A 20,083-nucleotide genomic window follows, 5' to 3' on the forward strand; every position below is an offset into this window, starting at 1 on the left:
TACATTAACTGGTATCCCGAGACATAACATACGCGTGCAGCAATTGGTGAACTTGTCCAAGCAAAAAGGAATATTACACATAAATTAGTAATGTGGAAATTTATATAACAAAGGGGATGATTTCAGTGTCAAACAAAAAGCTAAGAAGAACTAGAAGTTCCAGTAATGGCGGTTCAAGTAATGGCAATTCCGGAAGTGGAAATAAAAGCCTTAGGTCAGCTTTGAGAAGAATCTTAAATAATTTATTAAACAATAATAGAGGTTCATCAATCAAGGAACCTACTTCAAGCAAGGAATCTAGAAGGGATTAAGAGATTGCTTTTTTGAGATTAAGATGGAATCCCTTTGGAATATTCCAAAGGGATTCCATCTTAATAAAACATTATTACTGATTTCAGAATTTTCGTTATTTTCTTCAAATGTACTAGTTATATATTTCTGATCTAATAGAGATAAAGGAGAAGTTATGATGTATTTTTTTCGAGACTGGAAACCTAAAAAGGATATCAAGAAATTAACGGATATTACGGTAAAAAATTTTCGGGTTTCGTCCGATAAAGTGAATGAAATTTTGCAAAAGTCACACAAGGTACTTGTGATTTGTAATGATAAAGGTAAAGTAGTGGGGTTTCTTTGTTATAATCTTTATTTATATAAAGTGGCTCATATTAATTATGTAGTCCTTGACAAGAAATATAGAGGAAAGGGAGTTCTGCAATCCCTTTTACCAGAATTAGTAGCATATGTGAGAAGAAAAGGAATCCTTGTAGTGTCCGGTTTCGTGAACAAAAATAACCCTGAAGCATTGCAAAAGTTTAGAGCTCTTGGGTTTAAACCGGTTTTAATTTATCATGATGACATTCTAATTCAATCACTAGTTTAAAAAGGTCCTCCTGCCATATATTAGCGTAATTGAGATAGTTTAAGAAAATACAATCTGTTTTACCCATCAATAGCTCTGTCTATTACAAAAAAGTAATATTAAGATTAATATATGCATCATGTGTTCCTCCATACAAAACTAGGGAATGAAATCGCCTGTAAATCCTAACGAATTATAGGCATTTTCCAGGTAGCCTCATCAACCTTTCTTTAAAACCCCAATCACTTGCTATTAGAGATCAGGTTAAAAATGGCAACCAGTAATAACTGGCATAGCATACGGTTATCTAAATTGAGTTAAACAGGAGCGGTACTATAAATAATAGAAGGAATACGTCAAAAATTCACTACCTCACATCGATCATTTAATTTTCTATATTTTCAAAAGTATTCCATATTTTCGGCATTCATTCGTGCTATAGTGTGTGTATACCTGCTAAAAGGGGAGAAGATTATGAAATCGATAGAACTAATCATCTTAAATCTGGAAGAGGTTAGAAGAAGAAACATTAAATTATGGACTTCAATACCTAAAGGCACACTCCATTGGAAACCAGACGACAAGGCAATGAGCTGTTTAGAAATGGTTAGACATGTCCTTGATAGTGAGCATTACTATCATTTATCTATTAAAAATCAAGGCAGCTTACCCGTTTATGAATCACCATTTGAAAAACAGCCGCTTATCTCTGTTGAAGCGGAATTAAACTTTGCCGAACCTTACAGGCGTGATTTTTTGGAAACGATCATATCCTTCAGCGAAGACGACTTATCCACTATTAAAATTGATCGCTCCAATATGGGATATATCAGGGATTTAGGAGACATGTTGCTAAGAATCGCTTATCATGAGTCTGTACATACTGGTCAATTATTGGATTACTTAAGAACTGCTGGAGTTCCTAGAATCAGCGTTTGGGATTAACTGCTTCATTTTCAAGGGTGTTTCATCATGGTGAAGCACCCTTTTTATGTTTCGCGGTTGTCATATACGGCTTGAAACTTCTCTTATTGATCTATAACCGTGGCAGCTCCGCCCTAATCAAATCTATAATCTTTTTTATATATTCTAAATGTGTAAGTCAAGCAGTCCAATCATTTTCACATGATGAAAGGCTGTGAAATGTCCCTGATCCATAAACCTGGAACTCCGGGGAGCGGTTTTCAAATAGTTTCTCTTTAACAGTCAACCCGACCATAATCAAACAATCCAATTGATCATCAAGAAAATGTTTCATGCAAGAAAATAGTGGAAAAGTAATGATATAGGAGGGATAAGAAATGTTATCTAAAAAACCAGCGGCCAGAATGGTTAGCGCCGTTATTCTAACCGGTTCTCTTTTAGGGGCAGGTGCCTCGTTTTCAACAGAACCGGTTGAGGCTGCATCCACAATGGATCCACTTCTGCCATGGCTAAGGAACACGCTCTTACCACTTTTTATGAAATTTACAACAAAGCTTTTTCAGGAGAAATGCCTTATACTGCTATGGGTTTGAAAATTAATGAAAACACCCAAAAAGAAGTATATGAGTCATTTGGTTCTCCCCCTGAACCAGGTAACACAGATGAAACTTTTGACTATTACCATGTAGAAATGGGGCATCCAGGTTTTGCATTTGCTTATAACGATGACAAGACCATCTCACAAATCCGATATTTTGGGACAAATGTAGAACGGACCATAATCTAGGAAGCATCACACCTTAAGTTTTAGGAAAACAACTCGGCAGTGCTGACGAAGTACGCCATATTTCCAGTACGAATGAAATCAACTACATTTACGAGACAGGAAATTATGAACTGCAATTCATTGTTGGTGAAGATCAAACTGTAGATCATATCAATCTACTCGAAGCTAAATAATATTTACGGCAAAATAGTCGCCGCAGGTTGTAGAAAGAAAATTTTCTCTACAACCTTTTTTGTTTCAAGCCCCTCCCCTTCTTTACCTTTCAACTTCCAAACCGCTGTCACCGCCCCATAATACATATTTGGAAGCAAACCGGTCATTTCATTTACATAAACCATACTCACCCCAAACGGATTCTTAATATTTTTACAATAAAATAAGCTTGTTCAACATTATTTCAATATATGGAGGGTGTCGGTGAGATGATTAATAAGTTCAGGGCTTTCACAGTATCGTTTCTAAGCATGGCCATCCTTTTTCAGGGTCATCCGGTCGAGGTTGCTGCAAAAGATGCAGAAGACAATCAGAAAAATCCGGGAGGCAGATGGATGAAGGGGGAATATCATGCCCATACCACTCAGTCCGATGATACCGAGGGATCACAGAGCCTTGAAAGCTTGCTAAATAACGCATTTGATAAGTTTGGCATGGATTGGATGGGAATTTCTGACCACTTGAGGATGTCTTCAAGGGATGATGAGGGACATTTGATTCCAGGCGGGCCGATACCGCTGTCTCAGGGAATCATTCAATATCAAGCCCCGAAAATGGAACAACTGCAAAAAGAGGGCAAATTTAAAAATAAAATCATCTTTTCAGGCTTCGAATGGGACATGCCCACATACGAGCATGTCGGCATAGGCATTTTGGGAGATCAGCCGGGCTCACCTAAAAGTCTGAAAGCTGGCAATCAGTTCGAATATCTGTTCACCAACCAGGATGAAAAGATGTTTGATCCTGCGGATGTAGCCGTCTGGAAAGCACAGGATCAAAGAGCAAATAAGACATCCGAGGATGCTCGAACAGCATTGGCATGGCTTGAGAAAAATTATAAGAATACAAGTTATGCCATATTGAACCACCCATCAAGAAAAAGGGTGTACAACATATCTGATTTTCGCGACTTCAACAATATCGCTCCTGATGTCATGTTCGGATTTGAAGGTATGCCAGGTAACCAGATGGAGCCAGATAGAGGCGGTTTAAACCTGACAACACCGGAAAACCGGACCTATGGCGGTTCCGATTACATGCTTGCTAAGGTAGGAGGAGCATGGGATGCACTTCTTGGGGAAGGTCGTAAGTTCTGGAATTTTTCCAATTCGGACTCCCATTTTGAAATCAGTGAAAACCGCCTATATTCCAGCGGTTACTGGCCAGGAGAATATTCCAAGAATTATACATGGGTAAATGGCTCATCAATAAAATCCGTCCTTGATGGCATGCGTTCAGGGAAATCCTTCTCCGTTTTTGGTGACTTGATCGATGCCCTTGATTTCCAAGCTAAAAACGGAAACAACAAGGTTGATATGGGCGGGGACCTTAAAGTGAAGGAAGGACAGATGGTCAAGATCACCATCCGATTCAAGAGCCCCCAAAAGAACAACAACGGAGATCCCGTCAAGGTGGATCACGTGGACCTGATTTCCGGGGAAGTAACCGGGAAAGCAGTGCCTGGAACACCTTCTTATAATAAAGCCACCAATGATACGACAAAAGTAGTTAAACGCTTTACAAATAAAGACTGGAAAACCGATCGCGATGGTTTTCATACCATCACTTACAAAGTCAAAGCAAATAAGGATCAATATTTCCGTTTGCGTGGCACGAATCTAGGGGAAAATGTCTCTGGAGAAACGATGAACGGTGAACCGCTGATTGATACAAAGACTGAAATCGAGGATAACGAAACGCGTTTTTCAGAAATAAACAAACGTAACTATAAAGACCTTTGGTTCTATTCGAACCCTATTTTCGTCGGCGTAGAGGATAAAAATCATGATAAAAACTAAGTTAAAAAGAATTCTGCAATAGTTCTGGACGGTCTGAAAATGCCACTCTTCCACTTAGCTAATAATCGACGTGAATGAGGGGCTTTTTCCCCTTGGATTCTTAATGATCCTTCCCTTTCTTTAAAATCATTCCTCGGATAACGATACGCCTTAGTTTTAGTTTTTTATTTCACTTCAAAGCGTGAAAATCCGTATAATTCACCAAGTTTCATTAACACTAATCATATAAGTTATTTTCATTGACTTTTTTCCTTTTCTTGTATAGTATCACAGAGTATCAATCCCTATCAGATTACTAGGAGGTTTACCCAAATGAAAAAAATGGTTGCACTTTTATCGCTATTGTTAGCATTCACTGTTGTACTTACCGCTTGTGGCACCAATACCAAAAATGAGGCAAACGATACCGACAATAAATCTTCTTCACAAGAAAGTCTATATGACAAAATCAAAAAAGAAGGCGTATTAACTGTTGGAACAGAAGGTACATACCCTCCTTTCACATTCCACGATGATTCAGATAAACTAACGGGGTTTGATGTTGAAATTGCTAAAGAAGTGGCAAAACGCCTTGGAGTGAAAGCTGAATTCAAGGAAACACAATGGGACGGCATGTTTGCAGGATTGGATGCAAAGCGTTTTGATATGATCGCAAACCAAGTGGGCATCGATGAAGACCGTCAAAAGAAATATGATTTCTCTGACCCATATATTCAATCAGGAGCCGTATTGCTTGTACACAAAGATAATTCGGATATTAAATCCTTCGATGGATTTGAAAGGCAAGACCTCTGCACAATCTTTAACGAGTAACTACAATGATCTTGCCAAATCATATGGTGCTGAAGTTACCGGTATTGAAGGATTTTCTCAATCAGTACAGCTTATTGGTTCTAAACGTGTAGATGCGACGATCAATGACAAATTGTCGTACCTTGATTATAAAAAGCAACACCCGGATGCACCTATCAAAGTGGCTGATGAGGAAGAAACCGGAGTCGCCAGTGGTTTAATGTTCAGAAAAGACAGCGGCAAATTAGTGGAAGAAGTAAACAAAGCATTAAAAGAAATGAAAGACGACGGCACATACGCGAAAATCTCGGATAAATGGTTTGGTGAAGATGTTTCTCCTAAGTAATATTTTCACTGACCCTGAGCGTATGAACCAGCTTGTTTCCATCGCTCAAACCTCCCTCTATCCTATGATAGAGGGAGCTATTCAATATACGATTCCACTAACATTGATCACATTCGTTCTTGGCCTTATTCTTGCTATACTCACAGCATTGGCTAGATTATCTTCCATTAGGATCTTTCAAATAATTGCGCGTGTATATGTGTCAATCATCCGCGGGACACCATTACTTGTGCAATTATTTATCATTTTCTATGGACTTCCAAATTTAGGTGTAACCATCAATCCTTTCATATCGGCTATTATAGGATTCTCTTTAAATGTGGGAGCATACGCTTCGGAAATTATACGAGCGGCCATTTTATCGATACCAAAAGGGCAATGGGAAGCGGGCTATTCGATCGGGATGACATATACCCAAGCTTTAAAGCGCATCATTTTGCCGCAAGCAGCTCGTGTATCCGTTCCCCCATTATCCAATACATTCATTAGCCTTTTAAAAGATACATCGCTTGCATCACTCATTCTTGTAACGGAATTATTCCGTAAAGCTCAAGAGATCGCTGCAAAAAACTATGAATTTCTACTACTTTACATGGAAGCGGCTGCTTTATATTGGATTTTGTGTACCATTTTATCTTTCATACAAGGAAGTTTAGAAGACAGACTTAATCGTTATGTAGCAAAATAAGAACCGCAGTAGTTAAAGGAGATTTAAAAATGATCAACATTAAGAATCTTCATAAATCATTTGGTGACCTTGAAGTTTTAAAGGGCATCGATTTGGAAGTGGAGCAAGGTAAAGTCATTGTATTGATCGGTCCTTCGGGTTCAGGTAAAACAACCTTTCTTCGGTGTTTGAATCTCCTTGAGGTGCCAACGGACGGGACGATTGAAATCGCTGAAACGGTAATGGACTTCAAAAAACCCGTTAGAAAAAAATCGATTACATCTTTTCGCAGTTTGACAGGGATGGTTTTCCAAAGCTATAACCTCTTCCCCCACAAAACAGCATTGGAAAATGTAATGGAAGGCCCCATCATTGTAAAGAACATAGCCAAACATCAAGCGAAGGAAACGGCTGCTGCCCTTCTTACAAAAGTGGGCTTAGGTGAAAAAATCGATTTTTATCCGTTTCAATTGTCCGGGGGACAGCAGCAACGAGTCGGAATTGCAAGGGCCCTGGCCATGGAGCCTAAGGTCATGCTATTCGATGAACCCACTTCCGCTTTAGATCCAGAACTGGTTGGAGATGTGTTACAGGTCATGAAAGACCTGGCGAAAGAAGAAGGGATGACAATGATCGTGGTAACCCATGAAATGCGTTTCGCCCGTGAAGTCGCCGACGAAGTCATTTTCATGGATGAAGGAAAAATAATGGAGCGGGGAAAACCCGAGCAGATTTTTACAAACCCTAAAGAAGCGCGCACACGTAAATTCCTCAATATGATTCAATAAAAAACGGTGCTATTCAAGCACCGCTCGCGGCCCCCCATAGAAATGGGGGGTTTTTGCCCATCATTAATTTAATGAGTTGCTTGGACCTGTTTAGTCTGTGTCCGTGCATGGTATAACTGAAAAAGAATCAAAGCAAAAACGGAAAGGATCGCGCCCGATATAAATGGTAAATCAATCGAAATCGAAAATAACCAACCGCCGATCGGAGGACCTGCAATCCTGCCGAACGAGTCGAATGAAGATAGCAGTCCAGTGACACTGCCATGGCCTGTCATTGAACTTTTGGTCAGCAGTGCCGAAATTGCCGGCCGGATGAACCCATTACCCACTCCGAAAATCGTCAGGAAGACCGCCGATGTCCAAAACCCGGAAGAAAACAGGATCAGAATGAAACCGACTGCCGATACGATGATTCCCATTCGGATGACAGTGCCTTCCCCATATTTCTTCGTCATCCTACCCACTAATCCACCTTGAACGATCGCACTGCCAAACCCCATGATCATAAAGATATAGCCTAATTGTACAAGACTTATATCTGCCTTTTTGGCTGCAAAATAGGCAAAAGTCGTTTCGAGTCCTGCCATTGAAAGAGTGACGATCAATTGCAGAAAGAACATGGTTTTAAGAGGCCCTTTAAAGGCTTTCCATATGGACTCTTTATTTTTTGACTGTTGGGCCCTTTTTTCAACTGTATGTGATTCCTTCAGTACCGCAATCACTAAGAATAAAGTAATCAAAGAGGAAATTCCAGCAATGTAAAACGGTAAATTCAAACTTGATTTGGAGAATACCCCGCCAATCGCAGGTCCAAAGATGAATCCAAGCCCTGTAGCGGCCCCGATGATTCCCATCCCTTTTCCCCGATCTTCCGGTGTCGTGATATCAGCCACATACGCCATTGCGGTTGGCATGTTTGCCGATGACAAAATCCCGCCAATGATCCTGGCTACAAATAATACCCATAAGGAATCTGCCGAAGCCTGGATGAAAAACGAAAGGGCCAGTCCAGCAATCCCGATAATCATGACAGGCTTACGTCCTATCCGGTCAGATATACGTCCCCACATCGGGGCAAAAAATAATTGCATCAGTGAATAAACAGCCATTAAAAGACCAAGCTCTGTAGGACTGCCACCAACCTTTTCAGCAAGGAACGGAATGACGGGAATGATGATCCCAAATCCGACCATGACTAAAAACATCACTAAAAAAAGAACGGGTAACACCTTTTTTGTTTCCATTATATTTTTCTCCTTTTATTCTTCCACATTCGCTACATACTTTTATAGAAAGATTGGGGTCAAAAGAACAGCAACGAATTTCTTAATCATATAACTTAGCATAATATTCCTAACAATACTTTAAACAGTTTATCATACAACCTTTACCAAATCAGCATGAAGCACGATCTTCTTTCGGAAACTCCCTTAACAAAATAAGAACCAGGCATCAGAATCCGGATCTCTACAGTAATTTTTCATGTGATGGTACTTTCGTTTTTTCCACTCTGTTTCCTGAAAATAATGGAATGAGTTCATTAAAAATCTTTTCCTCCCCTTATTTTTTCTTAAGGGGTACTCTATACTGTAGGGTATGATTGATGTTTGGGAGGTAGAAGAATGTCTAATGATCAGTGGATTTTAATAATTGACGATGAAGAAGATTTGGCACGTCTAATGGAGACAGTTTTACATAAAGAAGGTATTCCGAATATTGTTACGGCGGGGACGATTGCGGATGGGTGGGAGAAGTTCCAGAAGTTCGACCCATCACTAGTCTTGCTAGATATTATGCTGCCAGATGGTGAAGGCTATGATTTATGCAAGCAAATTCGTGAAGTGTCGAATGTGCCCATTTTATTTTTGTCGGCAAAGGATGAGGAAATTGATAAGCTTTTAGGGTTAGCGATTGGCGGGGATGATTATATTACCAAACCATTCAGTCCGAAAGAAGTCGCATATCGGGTAAAGGCGCAGCTGAGACGTGCGGGCTTTTCAGAGGAAAAAGCGACTCCGAAAAAATTTCAAGTTGGTCCTTTTGAGCTTAGTGCAAATGAAAATGAAGTGAAAAAGGATGGCAAAACGCTTGAGCTCACAGCTAAAGAAATCGGACTGATGAGCTGTTTTATGCATCACCCGAATCAGATTTTGAGCAAGGAAACTTTATTTGAACATGTGTGGGGCGATGATTTCTTTGGCTCTGATAATACAGTGATGGTACATATTCGCCGTTTACGCGAAAAAATCGAGGCAGATCCTTCAAAGCCTTCTTTTTTAATAACCGTTAAAGGACTTGGTTATAAATTACAAACCAAGGGTGAATCAAGTTGAAGTGGAAATTGACACGGCGCTTTTTAGGATCCGTTGTGACAATTGTTGTAATCGTAGGGATCGTAAATACAATTTTACTTTTATCTCTCCTCTTTTATCGAGCCATGCATAATTTCGAGGCAGAAGAAGTATCTGCAGAAAACTTTAGCAGAACATTTTCACAATATGTGGAACTAATAGATAACAAACCAATCGTAAATGAAGAAGGGCTGGAAAAACTGCGGAACAATAACGCCTGGATACAATTTTTGAATGATAAGGGTGAGCAAGTTGCAGCCTTTTATACACCTCAAAAATTGCAAACCGTATATTCTCCTGTTGAAATCATCCAAATGTATAAGTATAAGGAAATTGATGCAGAGACAACTGTATTTGTCGGCGAAGCTCATAATTTCAGCTATTTTGTAGGAGTTAAGGAACAGAAAATTGGCCGCTATGTAATTACTTATGATTATGAAAAAGTTTTTAAAAACTTTAACATCTTACTAGTAATATTTTTAATCGTGGATATCATTATTGCATTAGTCATTGGATTCTTATTTGGAAAAAGATTAACGAGTCCCCTTAACATATTAATAGAAGGAATACAGCAGCTTCGGGAGCGGCGCTTTAAAAAGATGGACATACCAAAAGGCGTTTATGAAGATGTATTTCGCAATATGAATGAACTATCGGTGAAGTTGGATCAGTATGAAAAAGAACGTAATCAACTCGATCAAATGCGTGAGGAATGGATTAGCAATGTTTCTCATGACATGAAGACACCACTTGCTTCCATCCATGGTTATACAGAATTGATGAAAGATAACGCCACTGAATTAACACCACAGGAATTGTATGAGTTTACATCCATTATTAATAAACAGTCCGTTTATATGAAAGATTTGTTGGATGACCTGAATTTAACGATGCGTTTGCGCAACCAGCGACTTCCTTTGCAATTTGAAGATGTTGATATCGTTGGGTTTATAAGAGAAATGACGATCGAGCTTTTAAATGATTCACAATTTGGTGATCAACAGGTTGAGTTTGTGGCAAATGTGGACAAAGCAACACATAAAGTGGATAAAAAATTACTGAAACGGGCGATTTTTAACCTTATCTACAATGCACTCGTGCATAACGAGGAAAATGTCGTTGTGAAAATACAAATTGATGATATTCATCTACAATCGGAACTGCATACCCAAATTACGATTGCCGATAATGGCCGCGGTATTCCCGCCAAAGATTTAGAACAGGTTTTTGAACGCTACTATCGAGGTACGAATACTGCCAGTACACATGGGACCGGTTTAGGAATGGCCATTGCAAGAGACATTATTCTGGCTCATAAAGGTAAACTGGATTTGACTAGCATTGAAAATAAGGGAACCACAATTACGATACTTTTATGATTATTTTTCTTACAGAGAAAGGGCTGTCCATAACTTACAGACAGCCCTTCTTTCCTATTTATTTTGTTCGTGCCTTTTTTGGAATATCCTCAAATTTCACTTCATCATATGACGAAACTTCATCACCATTTTTCACGTACATCTTTAAGTAAGCATCTTTTCGAAGATTTTTTTGTGCCGTGAATTCAAGCGGTATCGTTTCACCATCTGCATTTTTGGCGTCCCGTTCATAAGAATAATAAGTCATCACTGAACCATCATCCAGTTTGGTTTCATGCTGTACCCCATCCTCTTTAATTTGCAAATAATAATTATCGGCATTCATGCGGTTAAAGTCTATTTTAGTAAGCGCGAAGACTCCTGCCGCTCCCAGTATAAACAAAATCCCAACTACCATAAGAAATTTCTTCATCTCGATCATCCTTCTGTTTTATTATTTTGTGTGATAATACGATTATACGAAGCTACCGTTAAGATATAATACAGACCGTAAATAACCGTATAAGCGATCATCCAGATCAACACAGGTTTTGCAAGATTCATCATCAATAAGCCCGAGAAGGCTTTTAAAGCAACCGCACTGTGTAATAACCCCACTGCCAGTGGAACGAAAAAGATTACAAACACTTGTGATGTAATGGATTTCCGCATTTCTTTTGCGTTAACGCCCAATTTATGAAGCATATTGTATTGTGATTTGTCTTCCTCTGCTTCCGTTAGAACTTTAAAGTAAATGATACTGCCTGTTGCCGCTAAAAAAACCAGACCAAGAAAACTTCCGATAAAGAGCAATGAGCCTACACTTTCGATGCTTGTTTGGAAATCTTGAGGGGCACTGGAAAATAGCGCTTCTTCAGGTACTTGTTTTGCAATTTTTCCAGATAAATCCGTGGAAGCATGATCAACACCGATGACACGATATTTTAGCGCTTCCCCTTCTTTTTGCAATGATTTAAATTGATCATTCGATACGACCACTGAAATGCCTGCTGTTCCTGCATTTAATACTGTTTGTGTTTTAAAGCTTTGGAATGTGATTGCCGTGTTGTTTTCTGTCCTGATGGTCTTGTCCTTGTATTCAGGTGAGAATCTTTTGTCATATCCAAAATCTAAAATGACTGCTTTGTCATTACTCACATGCAGTGCTTCCTTGCCTTGTACTTCTGCTAATTTGTTATATGATCTTTCATCGATAACCGTGTAAATCCTTTTATCCGAACTATCGAATGCCGATCCCTTGTTTAATTCTTTCGTATTAAATGTGACAGATAATGCTTCGACATTTGCATCATACTTTGTATCTGGCAATTCAGCGCTGACTCGTTGATCGCTTTTTGTATCCGTTTGCTGATACATGAAGGTATTCGGATCAACGGTCATAACTTGGTCATTCGCGTTGTAATAAAGACCATAAACCGAACCGCCAGCCGTTACCGTTGTAGCACTTAACACCGCAATTACGGTCAATGTACGTGCATTGCCCCGAATGCGATATAGCAGTTGCGAGATCGTCATCAGATGCAGGCCTTTCCATAGCCATTTTTCATTTTTCTTAATCACCGCTAGCACATAGCCTGTCACACTATGAAACAATAAAAACGTACCGGCAATAACAGTTGTCAAAATAATGAGTGCCGTCATTAAAAAGCCGACTTTTTCCCACACTTTAGAAGTAAAAAGATCTTGCATCGCCAACCAATAACCGATGACAATCAGGAAAATTCCCAGAAAGGCTATAATCATCGATGGCTTCGGAGCAGCTTCCCCCTTTTTCGATGCATGGAAGAGATCTATTAATTTAAATTGATAAATCAAACGATAGCCCTGGAATGATGTCACCAAGAAAATAATAAGAAATACGATTGAGGTGTTCAAAGCTGCAGATCCCGAAAATGTAAATGGTGCTATGACATCATAGCCCATTAAATAGATCAAAATTGTCATGAACCCTTTTGAACAAAGAAATCCAAGTAAAATCCCCACAACTAATGAAACCAAACCTAGCAATAGGTTTTCAAAGAAGAGCATCATACCAATCTGACGATTACGTACGCCAAGCAATGCATATAAGGCCACTTCTTTTTTACGTTTTTTCATAAAAAATGAATTGGAATAGGCAATGAAAATGGCAACGAAGAAAATCAGGATAACTGCCGCACCACTCATTAATGAATCCAATTTCTGTGATGAAGCCGTTTGTTCTGCAACTGTATCGCTATATTTTAATGTTACAAATGTGAAGTAGATGATAATGCTAAATACCATGGATGCGATATATAAAAAATATTGGGAGAGGTTTCTAGCAATATTTTTTCTCGCTAGACTAAATAACGTCATCTACCTCACCTCCAATTGTTGCAAGGACATCCATAATTTCTTGGAAGAAAGCTTTACGTGATTGGCCACGACGATAAATTTCTGTTGAAAGCGTACCATCCTTGATGAATATGATCCGCCGGCAGAAGCTTGCGGCATATGCATCATGTGTCACCAACATGATGGTGGAATTATTTTTTTCATTTAGTTCACTTAAGCTTTCCAGCAGACCTGTTGCTGATTTTGAATCAAGTGCACCCGTTGGCTCATCAGCCAGGATCAATGCAGGCTCTGTCACAAGCGCTCTGGCTGCAGCTGTTCTTTGCTTTTGCCCACCGGAGATTTGGTACGGATATTTAGCTAATAAATCTTCAATCCCAAATGCTTTAGCAATACGATTCACCAAGTTAGTAATTTCTTTCGCTGGAATTTTCGCAATCGCCAGTGGTAATAATATATTTTCCTTCACAGTCAATGAGTCTAGCAAATTGTAATCCTGGAAGATGAACCCAAGATTATCACGTCTGAAATCCGTTAAGTCAGCCCCTTTCATATCGTGAATGCTCGTATCATTCATATGAATTTTCCCTTCAGTCGGCGAATCAATGGTTGCTAACATATTGAGCAACGTCGATTTCCCCGCTCCAGAAGGTCCCATGATCCCTACAAACTCTCCTTCATGAATGTCAAAAGATATATTTTCCAACGCTGTGTAGGCAGCGCTTGATTTACCATATGTTTTTTTTATATTTTCCACTTTTAATAATGGTTCCATCGTTTCACCTCTTCAATATTGTTGATACTTATACTTTACATGCTCATTCTTACAGCATCTTTGTGCCAACCTTACAGCAAGCTTAAATCCATAAAAAAAACGCCTTCCATTTAAATAGAAAGACGTTTTATTATGGATTTTTCAAAAGTAAAAGCATTAGGGCATTTTCTTTATCATTTAACTTTGCTTCAATAGCCTGCGATCGATTACAAAATTCCCAAATGGGATGAATGAAACGATGAAAATCATCGCCATTTTTAATAAGGACCATTTTGATATGATGCTCACATAAAGTAATAAAAGCCCAAACACGACAAATAAGAAACCATGGATGCTGCCTAAAATGAGTGTTGCTTCCCCAATATCCAATATGTACTTAATGGGCATACCAATGGCAAGCAATAGAACATACGAGATTCCCTCAATTATTGTAATAAACCGAAACCAACCAATAGCTGTCGAAAACACATTCGCTCATCCCCTTATTCATTGTACAAGAACGACACACAAATCCAGCTTCTTGTCCCCAATCCAAAATATGTTACTCTATCATATTATATTACTGGAAGATCCACTAATAAAAAGTGCCAGGATTCTTTTGCCTAAAATTAGAACAGCAAAAGCCCAATCCAAGGATTGGGCCTGGTTATTTCACTAAGCTTAAAATCGTTTCCAATGACTGACTGCCCAGTAGCTGGTGTAGGCACCTTAGCATCTTACGTCACATGATGAAATTCCCTATTTCACTTTTCAACCAGGAAGGTTCAATATTTCCTTCTGTATCATCTTGTTTACGATTACTTCCATATTCCGCTATTTCTTCGAGACGCTTTTGTTCATAAGCTAACTTTTTCTCCGCTCTGGAAAATACATCTTCTATTTTAACCTGTGAAACAACAACTACTCCATCCTCATCCCCTATGACTAAATCACCAGGATGAACAGTTACACCACCACATGTGATCGTCGTATTAACTTCTCCCGGTCGATCTTTATAAGGCCCGTTTGGCGTGAATCCCTTTGCAAAAATCGGAAACCCCAATTCACAAAGAGCCTCTTTGTCACGAACAAAACCGTCAATGATAATCCCCTCAAGTCCTACTGCGTGCGCAGCCCCAGCCATTAACTCTCCAAGATAAGCATTTCCTTTGTGACCTTTCCCATCCGCAATTAACACATATCCTTCACTTCCAGCATAGATGGCATGATGAAGAATTAAATTATCTCCCGCAATCATATCAACCGTCATGGCTGTTCCTATCACTTTCATTCCGGATGACACAGGCTTTACCTTATAATCCATTACACCAGTATCAGAATCATACAAAGCGTCTGCTATGAGGGTCGTATTTAATTTTTTCGCTCTTTCAATGATGGACTTGGGTAATAACGGAGGCTTTGAGCTTTTTAATTTATCCATTTTCTTACACCTCTTTCTGTTATTTATTCATAAAAATTAATCGTTTCTTTCGATTATGCAAACGATAATGACTAGATTGATAATGCACCGAAAAGGATGGCTGTAATAATCATGACTAACGCTGTTCCTACAGCGTACTTAAGTGAAAACTTAATATGCTCCCTAAACTCTATGCCGACAAGTCCAATCAATACGTATACCGACCCGACCAACGGGCTTAATAAATGTAGCGGCTGCCCTAATAAAGAGGCTTGTGTAATCTCCAGTTTATCAATACCAAATCCCGAAGCGGTCTCAGCAATGATTGGAATAATACCGAAATAATAAGGGTCATTGGCCATTACAAACGTAAATGGCATACTGGTCAATCCTACAATTACAGGCAATTGTGGACCAAGAAAGTCCGGAATAATATGCACTAAGGTTGAAGCCATGGAATCCACCATTTCAGTTCCCTCTAAAATTCCTGCGAAAATACCCGCAGCAAAGATCAAGGAAGTTACTGTTAGAATGTTTCCTGCATGTGCTTCAACTCTTCTCTGTTGCTCTTTTAAATTAGGGTAGTTTACAACTATCACTATGACAAATGCGACCATAAATAGAGCAGGTAATGGCAAAATTGCTTTAACTAGGGCAATAATCAATAATAGTGTAAGAACGATGTTGAACCAATACAACTTGGGCCTTTTTAATGATAGGTCCGTAATGTCCTCCATTGATACGGCTATTTCACCTTCGGTTTCTGTATATTGACCATATACACCTAATCTTTTACGTTCCCTTATACCAAAAAATACGCCCAGTCCAATGATATATAATGCCCCAGCAATGATAGATGGGATAATTGGTCCTAGGAGTTCCATGGCGTCGTATCCAAATATGGACATTACCCTTGCAGTTGGTCCTCCCCAAGGAAGTACATTCATGATTCCCATCGACATTGCTGGGAGACAAGCCAATATTAACTTGTTCATCCCTAACTTCTCGTATAATGGCAATAATGCTGTCACGACAATAAGATACGTAATGGTTCCATCCCCGTCCAATCCTACCAATAAAGACAATACTGCCGTAGTAACGGAAATCTTTAATGGATCCCCTTTTGATATCTTCACCATTCTCGTCACCAAAGGATCAAACATGCCTGCGTCTATTAGTATCCCAAAATATAAAATGGCGAATATCACCATTATTGCGGTTGGTGCAATTGTTTCAATCCCACTCATCATCATAGGTCCTAAATCCGTGAATCCGCCTATCAGAGCAAAAATTACCGGAATGATAATCAGGGCATTAAGGGCACTTAATCGCTTACTCATAATTAAATACATAAAAACAATAATCATCATGAATCCTAAAATGGATAACATATATACCCCCCTTATTTTATATCCGTTTTCATTCGGGATTTCTTTTAAGGGATCACCTGAATCCCTTTTAGTAATCACCCTAGCTTTTTTTGACCTTTGGGTTTAGAATGCAGCCTGTTGTTCGGCCCTGCCTTAAGAATAAAGCTTCCACCATCGTGCCCAATTGTACTTTTGATATTACTGGCGACTTCGAGTAATGAGTCAAGATTAATGGCAGTCTGGATTCCCATTTCATGAAAGCCATGTACGATATCTTCTGTGGGAATATTTCCAGCAGCGTTAGGGGCATAAGGGCATCCTCCCAATCCAGTGGTGGAACTATCAAAATCAGTGACCCCTTGCTGCAAGGCTGCTACTGCATTGGCAAATGCCATTCCTCTTGTATTGTGTAAATGTAAAGTGAACTTGAAACTAGGGAATAATCCTCTAATGATACTTAACGTTTCGGATACTTGCTTTGGGTTTCCCATTCCAGCCGTATCTGCCAAAGAAACTTCGTTAACCCCCATTTTTTTGTATCCTTCAAGAATCGATACTATCTTTTCCAGAGGTACCTTACCTTCATATGGACAGCCAAATGCTACCGCAATTGAACCTCCCACTTCTACACCATATTTTCCAGCTAGTTCTACAATCGGCAGATGATCCATTTGTGCTTCTTTAACTATGCAGTTGGAATTGGATAGGCTATGTGAATCTGTAGCCGATAGTAATATCTTTATTTTTTTCATTCCTGCATTAATTGCACGTTCCGCCCCACGCAAGTTGGGAACCAGTGCTCGGAACTTTACTCCATCTAAATCCTGAACCCGCTTTACCACCTCTTCAGCATCTTTTAATTGAGGTATAGCTCGTGGATGTACAAATGATGTAACTTCAATATGTTTGATCCCTGTACTTGCCAGACCCCGGATAATGCGAATCTTTTCTTCTGTAGGTATCCATTTGTCTTCCATTTGAAAACCATCTCGCGGGAGAACTTCCCATATATTCACTTTATTAGGTACGATCATTTGTTCATTTTTCATGTTAGATGACCCCTTTGGCTTTTAGATTCGTTAATTCCTCTTCAGATAACCCAAGTTCTTCGCTATAAACTTGTTTGTTATGCTCTCCCAGCTCTGGCGCACGATGACGGATACGCCCCGGTGTTTCTGAAAACTTAGGTACAATGCCGGGAACTTTAATTTTGCCTAACCGAGGATGATCAACTTCCAAAATATTTTCCCTTGCTTGATAATGAGGATCTTCAAAAATATCTTTTATGCTTAATATAGGAGAAATGGGAACACCAAACTCATCCATTTTATTTACAAGTTCTTGTTTATTTAGAGATTTCATAAAAGACGTAACAAGTTCTTGAAGGAAGCTATCGTTATTCATTCGTTCTTTATTTGTTATATAATCAGGATTTTCTATCAAATCTGACCGCCCCATAGCTTGAGCCAGTCGTTCCCATGTTTTTTGTGTACTGCATACCATAACAACCCAATGCCCATCTTTTGTTTGGTAAGTACCTGAAGGACTTGAATGACCATGAAGCATGGGTGCTCTCTCACGTATTTTACCGAGCTGGTCATATTCAGCAATTAAGAAGTCCATCATCCTGAACATTCCTTCATATAGTCCCATCTCAACTATTTGACCTTTTTCAGCGGTAGAAGTTTCGCGATGAAGGAGAGCGCTTACAGTTCCAAAAGCAATATAAATTCCAGATATATAATCAAGTAATGAAAATGAAGGACTTACTGGGTGGCGGTCCTGAAATCCTTGTAAGTAGGTAAATCCCGAAAAGGCGGTACTAGGCGTTCCAAACCCTGCCTTTTCTGCATATGGTCCCGTTTGCCCATAACCCGATTGCCTAGTCATAATGAGACGCGGATTCACTTCTCTCAGCTCTTCATACCCAAGTCCCCATTTTTCCATGGTTCCAGGCCTGAAGTTTTCTATCAGTACATCTGCGGTGCTAATTAATTTTTTAAATATCTCCCTCCCTTCAATAGTGCGAATGTCCAAAGTTATAGACTGTTTATTACGTGCAATACCTGGCCACCTCAATGGTTCAGAACCCTTCCACGGTCCCAGGCCCCTTAAAGAATCCCCTTTATCCGGAAGTTCCATTTTTATCACTTCGGCCCCCAAGTCCGCTAATAAGGTAGCTGCAAATGGTGCGGCAATCACAGTAGATGCATCGATAACACGAATTCCAGTCAAAGGTCCATTTGTTGGATTATCCATAATTAATACTTCCTCCTTGAAGTTATGTTTCTGGTATTTTTGCTAAAAAAAATTGGTATGAAAACATTTACTTAAATATCTAAACTAAGCAAATTCCATCTGATGGAATAATAAATTTCACTAGATGGAACTTTATGAATGAATTATAACAAAGCAACTTTTATCTGTCACGATAAAAATTCAAAAAATTCTGTTTTTTAAATAACCGAAATAAAAAACAGCGCCCAGTAAAAAGGCGCTGTCCATAAAATCTTGTCCACATTGTGGCTATTCTTTTGGGTCATTAAAACTTTCCGAAATCCTCAATGCATTCATCTTCACTTCATTTTTGATTGCATCCATTACTACTTGAGTAAATCTTGTACTTGGACCGGATACGCACAAACAAAAATTCACTTCTTGATCCATCCCGAAAATAGGAGATGCAACTGAATTAACTCCGGCTCCTCTTTCGTCCAAACTCATTGCAATAGATTCTTTTTGAATGATTGGCAATTCGTCTGATAGACTAATTCGTAACGCTTCGGAATCTAAGTTTTTTAGAATAGAATTAACAAACGCCGGAGACTGAAAAGCCAATAACGCCTTCCCCCCTGAACCTTTCTCCAATGGAAGTTCCTCTCCGATACTTACTACGTGACGAATTGATTGATTACTGCCGTATCGTGCAATACACCTTCGTTTCTTATTCTCCAGCATATATAAACTCACTGATTCTCCAACTTCATTTCTTAGTTTCTTCATGAATGGTTTTGCAAGTTCCATTATTTCAAATGAAATGGTATTTTCAGCAATACGACCAAACTGATACATTTTATAGCCAAACTGATACTTTGAATTGGAGAATTTTTTTTGCAGAATACCATTTTGCACTAGTGTATCTAATAGTCTGGAAGTCGTTGACTTGGCCAAATTTATCTTATTTGAGATTTCCGTCAAGGATAATTCTGACTCTTCTAAAGTAAAGCAGTTCATTATATTAATTGACCGTTGAACTGTTCTTGACCCTTTCAAGCTTTCATTTTCATCCATTAAATGCCCCCCCTTTACAATTAT

The 20,083-nt window shown here is 39.1% G+C and carries 22 protein-coding genes and 1 pseudogene; 11 read left to right on the top strand and 12 right to left on the bottom strand.

Features of this window, described 5'->3' with window-relative positions; translation table 11 throughout:
* Positions 1–125 precede the first annotated feature (125 nt).
* The 3 genes from QFZ73_RS07575 (at position 126) to QFZ73_RS07585 (ending at position 1,807) form a co-directional block, all read left to right on the top strand.
* Complete coding sequence (locus QFZ73_RS07575; protein WP_251435651.1) at positions 126–311, top strand: hypothetical protein; 186 nt, start codon at positions 126–128, stop codon at positions 309–311.
* Positions 312–469: 158 nt separating this feature from the next.
* On the top strand, positions 470–883 hold the full coding sequence (locus QFZ73_RS07580; RefSeq protein WP_251435648.1) for a GNAT family N-acetyltransferase: 414 nt from the start codon (positions 470–472) through the stop codon (positions 881–883).
* Between the two features lie 453 nt (positions 884–1,336).
* The gene (locus tag QFZ73_RS07585) at positions 1,337–1,807 is read left to right on the top strand and encodes a DinB family protein (RefSeq protein WP_251435643.1); all 471 of its coding nucleotides are present in this window, start codon (positions 1,337–1,339) and stop codon (positions 1,805–1,807) included.
* 157 nt (positions 1,808–1,964) lie between these two features.
* Here QFZ73_RS07585 and QFZ73_RS07590 read toward each other — a convergent pair whose 3' ends face one another.
* Positions 1,965–2,273 carry a hypothetical protein gene (locus tag QFZ73_RS07590; protein WP_307264836.1) on the bottom strand — a complete coding sequence of 103 codons (309 nt, stop codon included), beginning with the start codon at positions 2,271–2,273 and terminating at the stop codon, positions 1,965–1,967.
* A gap of 18 nt (positions 2,274–2,291) precedes the next feature.
* On the opposite strand from QFZ73_RS07590, the gene QFZ73_RS07595 reads away from it, so the two are divergent.
* On the top strand, positions 2,292–2,573 hold the full coding sequence (locus QFZ73_RS07595) for a DUF4309 domain-containing protein (protein ID WP_307264839.1): 282 nt from the start codon (positions 2,292–2,294) through the stop codon (positions 2,571–2,573).
* Between the two features lie 77 nt (positions 2,574–2,650).
* On the top strand, positions 2,651–2,746 hold the full coding sequence (locus QFZ73_RS07600) for a hypothetical protein (RefSeq protein ID WP_307272667.1): 96 nt from the start codon (positions 2,651–2,653) through the stop codon (positions 2,744–2,746).
* 3 nt (positions 2,747–2,749) lie between these two features.
* On the opposite strand, the gene QFZ73_RS07605 is transcribed toward QFZ73_RS07600, so the two are convergent.
* A complete protein-coding gene (locus QFZ73_RS07605; protein ID WP_251435638.1) occupies positions 2,750–2,911 on the bottom strand; it encodes a hypothetical protein in 162 nt (53 codons plus the stop codon).
* An 84-nt stretch (positions 2,912–2,995) separates the two neighbouring features.
* Here QFZ73_RS07605 and QFZ73_RS07610 point away from each other — a divergent pair, with 84 nt between their 5' ends.
* The 4 genes and pseudogenes from QFZ73_RS07610 (at position 2,996) to QFZ73_RS07625 (ending at position 7,178) form a co-directional block, all read left to right on the top strand.
* Positions 2,996–4,585: an S-layer protein gene (locus QFZ73_RS07610; RefSeq protein ID WP_307264845.1), complete on the top strand. Its 1,590-nt coding sequence runs from the start codon at positions 2,996–2,998 to the stop codon at positions 4,583–4,585.
* 312 nt (positions 4,586–4,897) lie between these two features.
* Positions 4,898–5,723, top strand: a pseudogene (locus QFZ73_RS07615) (amino acid ABC transporter substrate-binding protein).
* The gene (locus QFZ73_RS07620) at positions 5,707–6,411 is read left to right on the top strand and encodes an amino acid ABC transporter permease (protein ID WP_307272671.1); all 705 of its coding nucleotides are present in this window, start codon (positions 5,707–5,709) and stop codon (positions 6,409–6,411) included. Before QFZ73_RS07615 ends, QFZ73_RS07620 begins: the two are co-directional and overlap by 17 nt.
* Positions 6,412–6,440: 29 nt before the next feature.
* The gene (locus QFZ73_RS07625) at positions 6,441–7,178 is read left to right on the top strand and encodes an amino acid ABC transporter ATP-binding protein (protein WP_307264848.1); all 738 of its coding nucleotides are present in this window, start codon (positions 6,441–6,443) and stop codon (positions 7,176–7,178) included.
* Positions 7,179–7,246: 68 nt separating this feature from the next.
* Here QFZ73_RS07625 and QFZ73_RS07630 read toward each other — a convergent pair whose 3' ends face one another.
* Entirely contained in the window at positions 7,247–8,422 is a 1,176-nt protein-coding gene (locus QFZ73_RS07630; protein ID WP_307264851.1) for an MFS transporter, read from the bottom strand.
* Positions 8,423–8,800: 378 nt separating this feature from the next.
* Here QFZ73_RS07630 and QFZ73_RS07635 point away from each other — a divergent pair, with 378 nt between their 5' ends.
* The gene (locus QFZ73_RS07635) at positions 8,801–9,511 is read left to right on the top strand and encodes a response regulator transcription factor (RefSeq protein ID WP_307264856.1); all 711 of its coding nucleotides are present in this window, start codon (positions 8,801–8,803) and stop codon (positions 9,509–9,511) included.
* Positions 9,508–10,908 (top strand): sensor histidine kinase, encoded by a 1,401-nt coding sequence (locus QFZ73_RS07640; protein WP_307264860.1) that lies wholly within the window; start codon positions 9,508–9,510, stop codon positions 10,906–10,908. The genes QFZ73_RS07635 and QFZ73_RS07640 overlap by 4 nt, the downstream gene beginning before the upstream one ends.
* Before the next feature lie 58 nt (positions 10,909–10,966).
* On the opposite strand, the gene QFZ73_RS07645 is transcribed toward QFZ73_RS07640, so the two are convergent.
* The 9 genes from QFZ73_RS07645 to QFZ73_RS07685 form a co-directional block, all read right to left on the bottom strand.
* A complete protein-coding gene (locus QFZ73_RS07645) occupies positions 10,967–11,320 on the bottom strand; it encodes a YxeA family protein (protein WP_307264863.1) in 354 nt (117 codons plus the stop codon).
* Between the two features lie 5 nt (positions 11,321–11,325).
* Complete coding sequence (locus QFZ73_RS07650) at positions 11,326–13,245, bottom strand: ABC transporter permease (protein ID WP_307264866.1); 1,920 nt, start codon at positions 13,243–13,245, stop codon at positions 11,326–11,328.
* A complete protein-coding gene (locus tag QFZ73_RS07655) occupies positions 13,232–13,999 on the bottom strand; it encodes an ABC transporter ATP-binding protein (protein ID WP_307264869.1) in 768 nt (255 codons plus the stop codon). The genes QFZ73_RS07650 and QFZ73_RS07655 overlap by 14 nt, the downstream gene beginning before the upstream one ends.
* A 177-nt stretch (positions 14,000–14,176) precedes the next feature.
* Positions 14,177–14,467: a DUF3817 domain-containing protein gene (locus QFZ73_RS07660; protein WP_307264872.1), complete on the bottom strand. Its 291-nt coding sequence runs from the start codon at positions 14,465–14,467 to the stop codon at positions 14,177–14,179.
* Between the two features lie 253 nt (positions 14,468–14,720).
* Complete coding sequence (locus QFZ73_RS07665) at positions 14,721–15,419, bottom strand: RraA family protein (RefSeq protein WP_307264875.1); 699 nt, start codon at positions 15,417–15,419, stop codon at positions 14,721–14,723.
* A 71-nt stretch (positions 15,420–15,490) separates the two neighbouring features.
* A complete protein-coding gene (locus tag QFZ73_RS07670) occupies positions 15,491–16,789 on the bottom strand; it encodes a CitMHS family transporter (RefSeq protein WP_307264878.1) in 1,299 nt (432 codons plus the stop codon).
* Between the two features lie 74 nt (positions 16,790–16,863).
* On the bottom strand, positions 16,864–17,817 hold the full coding sequence (locus QFZ73_RS07675; protein ID WP_307264881.1) for a hydroxymethylglutaryl-CoA lyase: 954 nt from the start codon (positions 17,815–17,817) through the stop codon (positions 16,864–16,866).
* Position 17,818: 1 nt separating this feature from the next.
* Complete coding sequence (locus QFZ73_RS07680) at positions 17,819–19,027, bottom strand: CaiB/BaiF CoA transferase family protein (RefSeq protein WP_307264884.1); 1,209 nt, start codon at positions 19,025–19,027, stop codon at positions 17,819–17,821.
* A gap of 267 nt (positions 19,028–19,294) precedes the next feature.
* Positions 19,295–20,059, bottom strand: coding sequence for an IclR family transcriptional regulator (locus QFZ73_RS07685; protein WP_307264888.1), 765 nt, complete (start codon positions 20,057–20,059; stop codon positions 19,295–19,297).
* Positions 20,060–20,083: the final 24 nt, after the last annotated feature.

The organism is Peribacillus sp. V2I11 (assembly GCF_030817135.1).
In the GTDB taxonomy this organism is placed as follows: Bacteria; Bacillota; Bacilli; order Bacillales; family DSM-1321; genus Peribacillus; species Peribacillus simplex.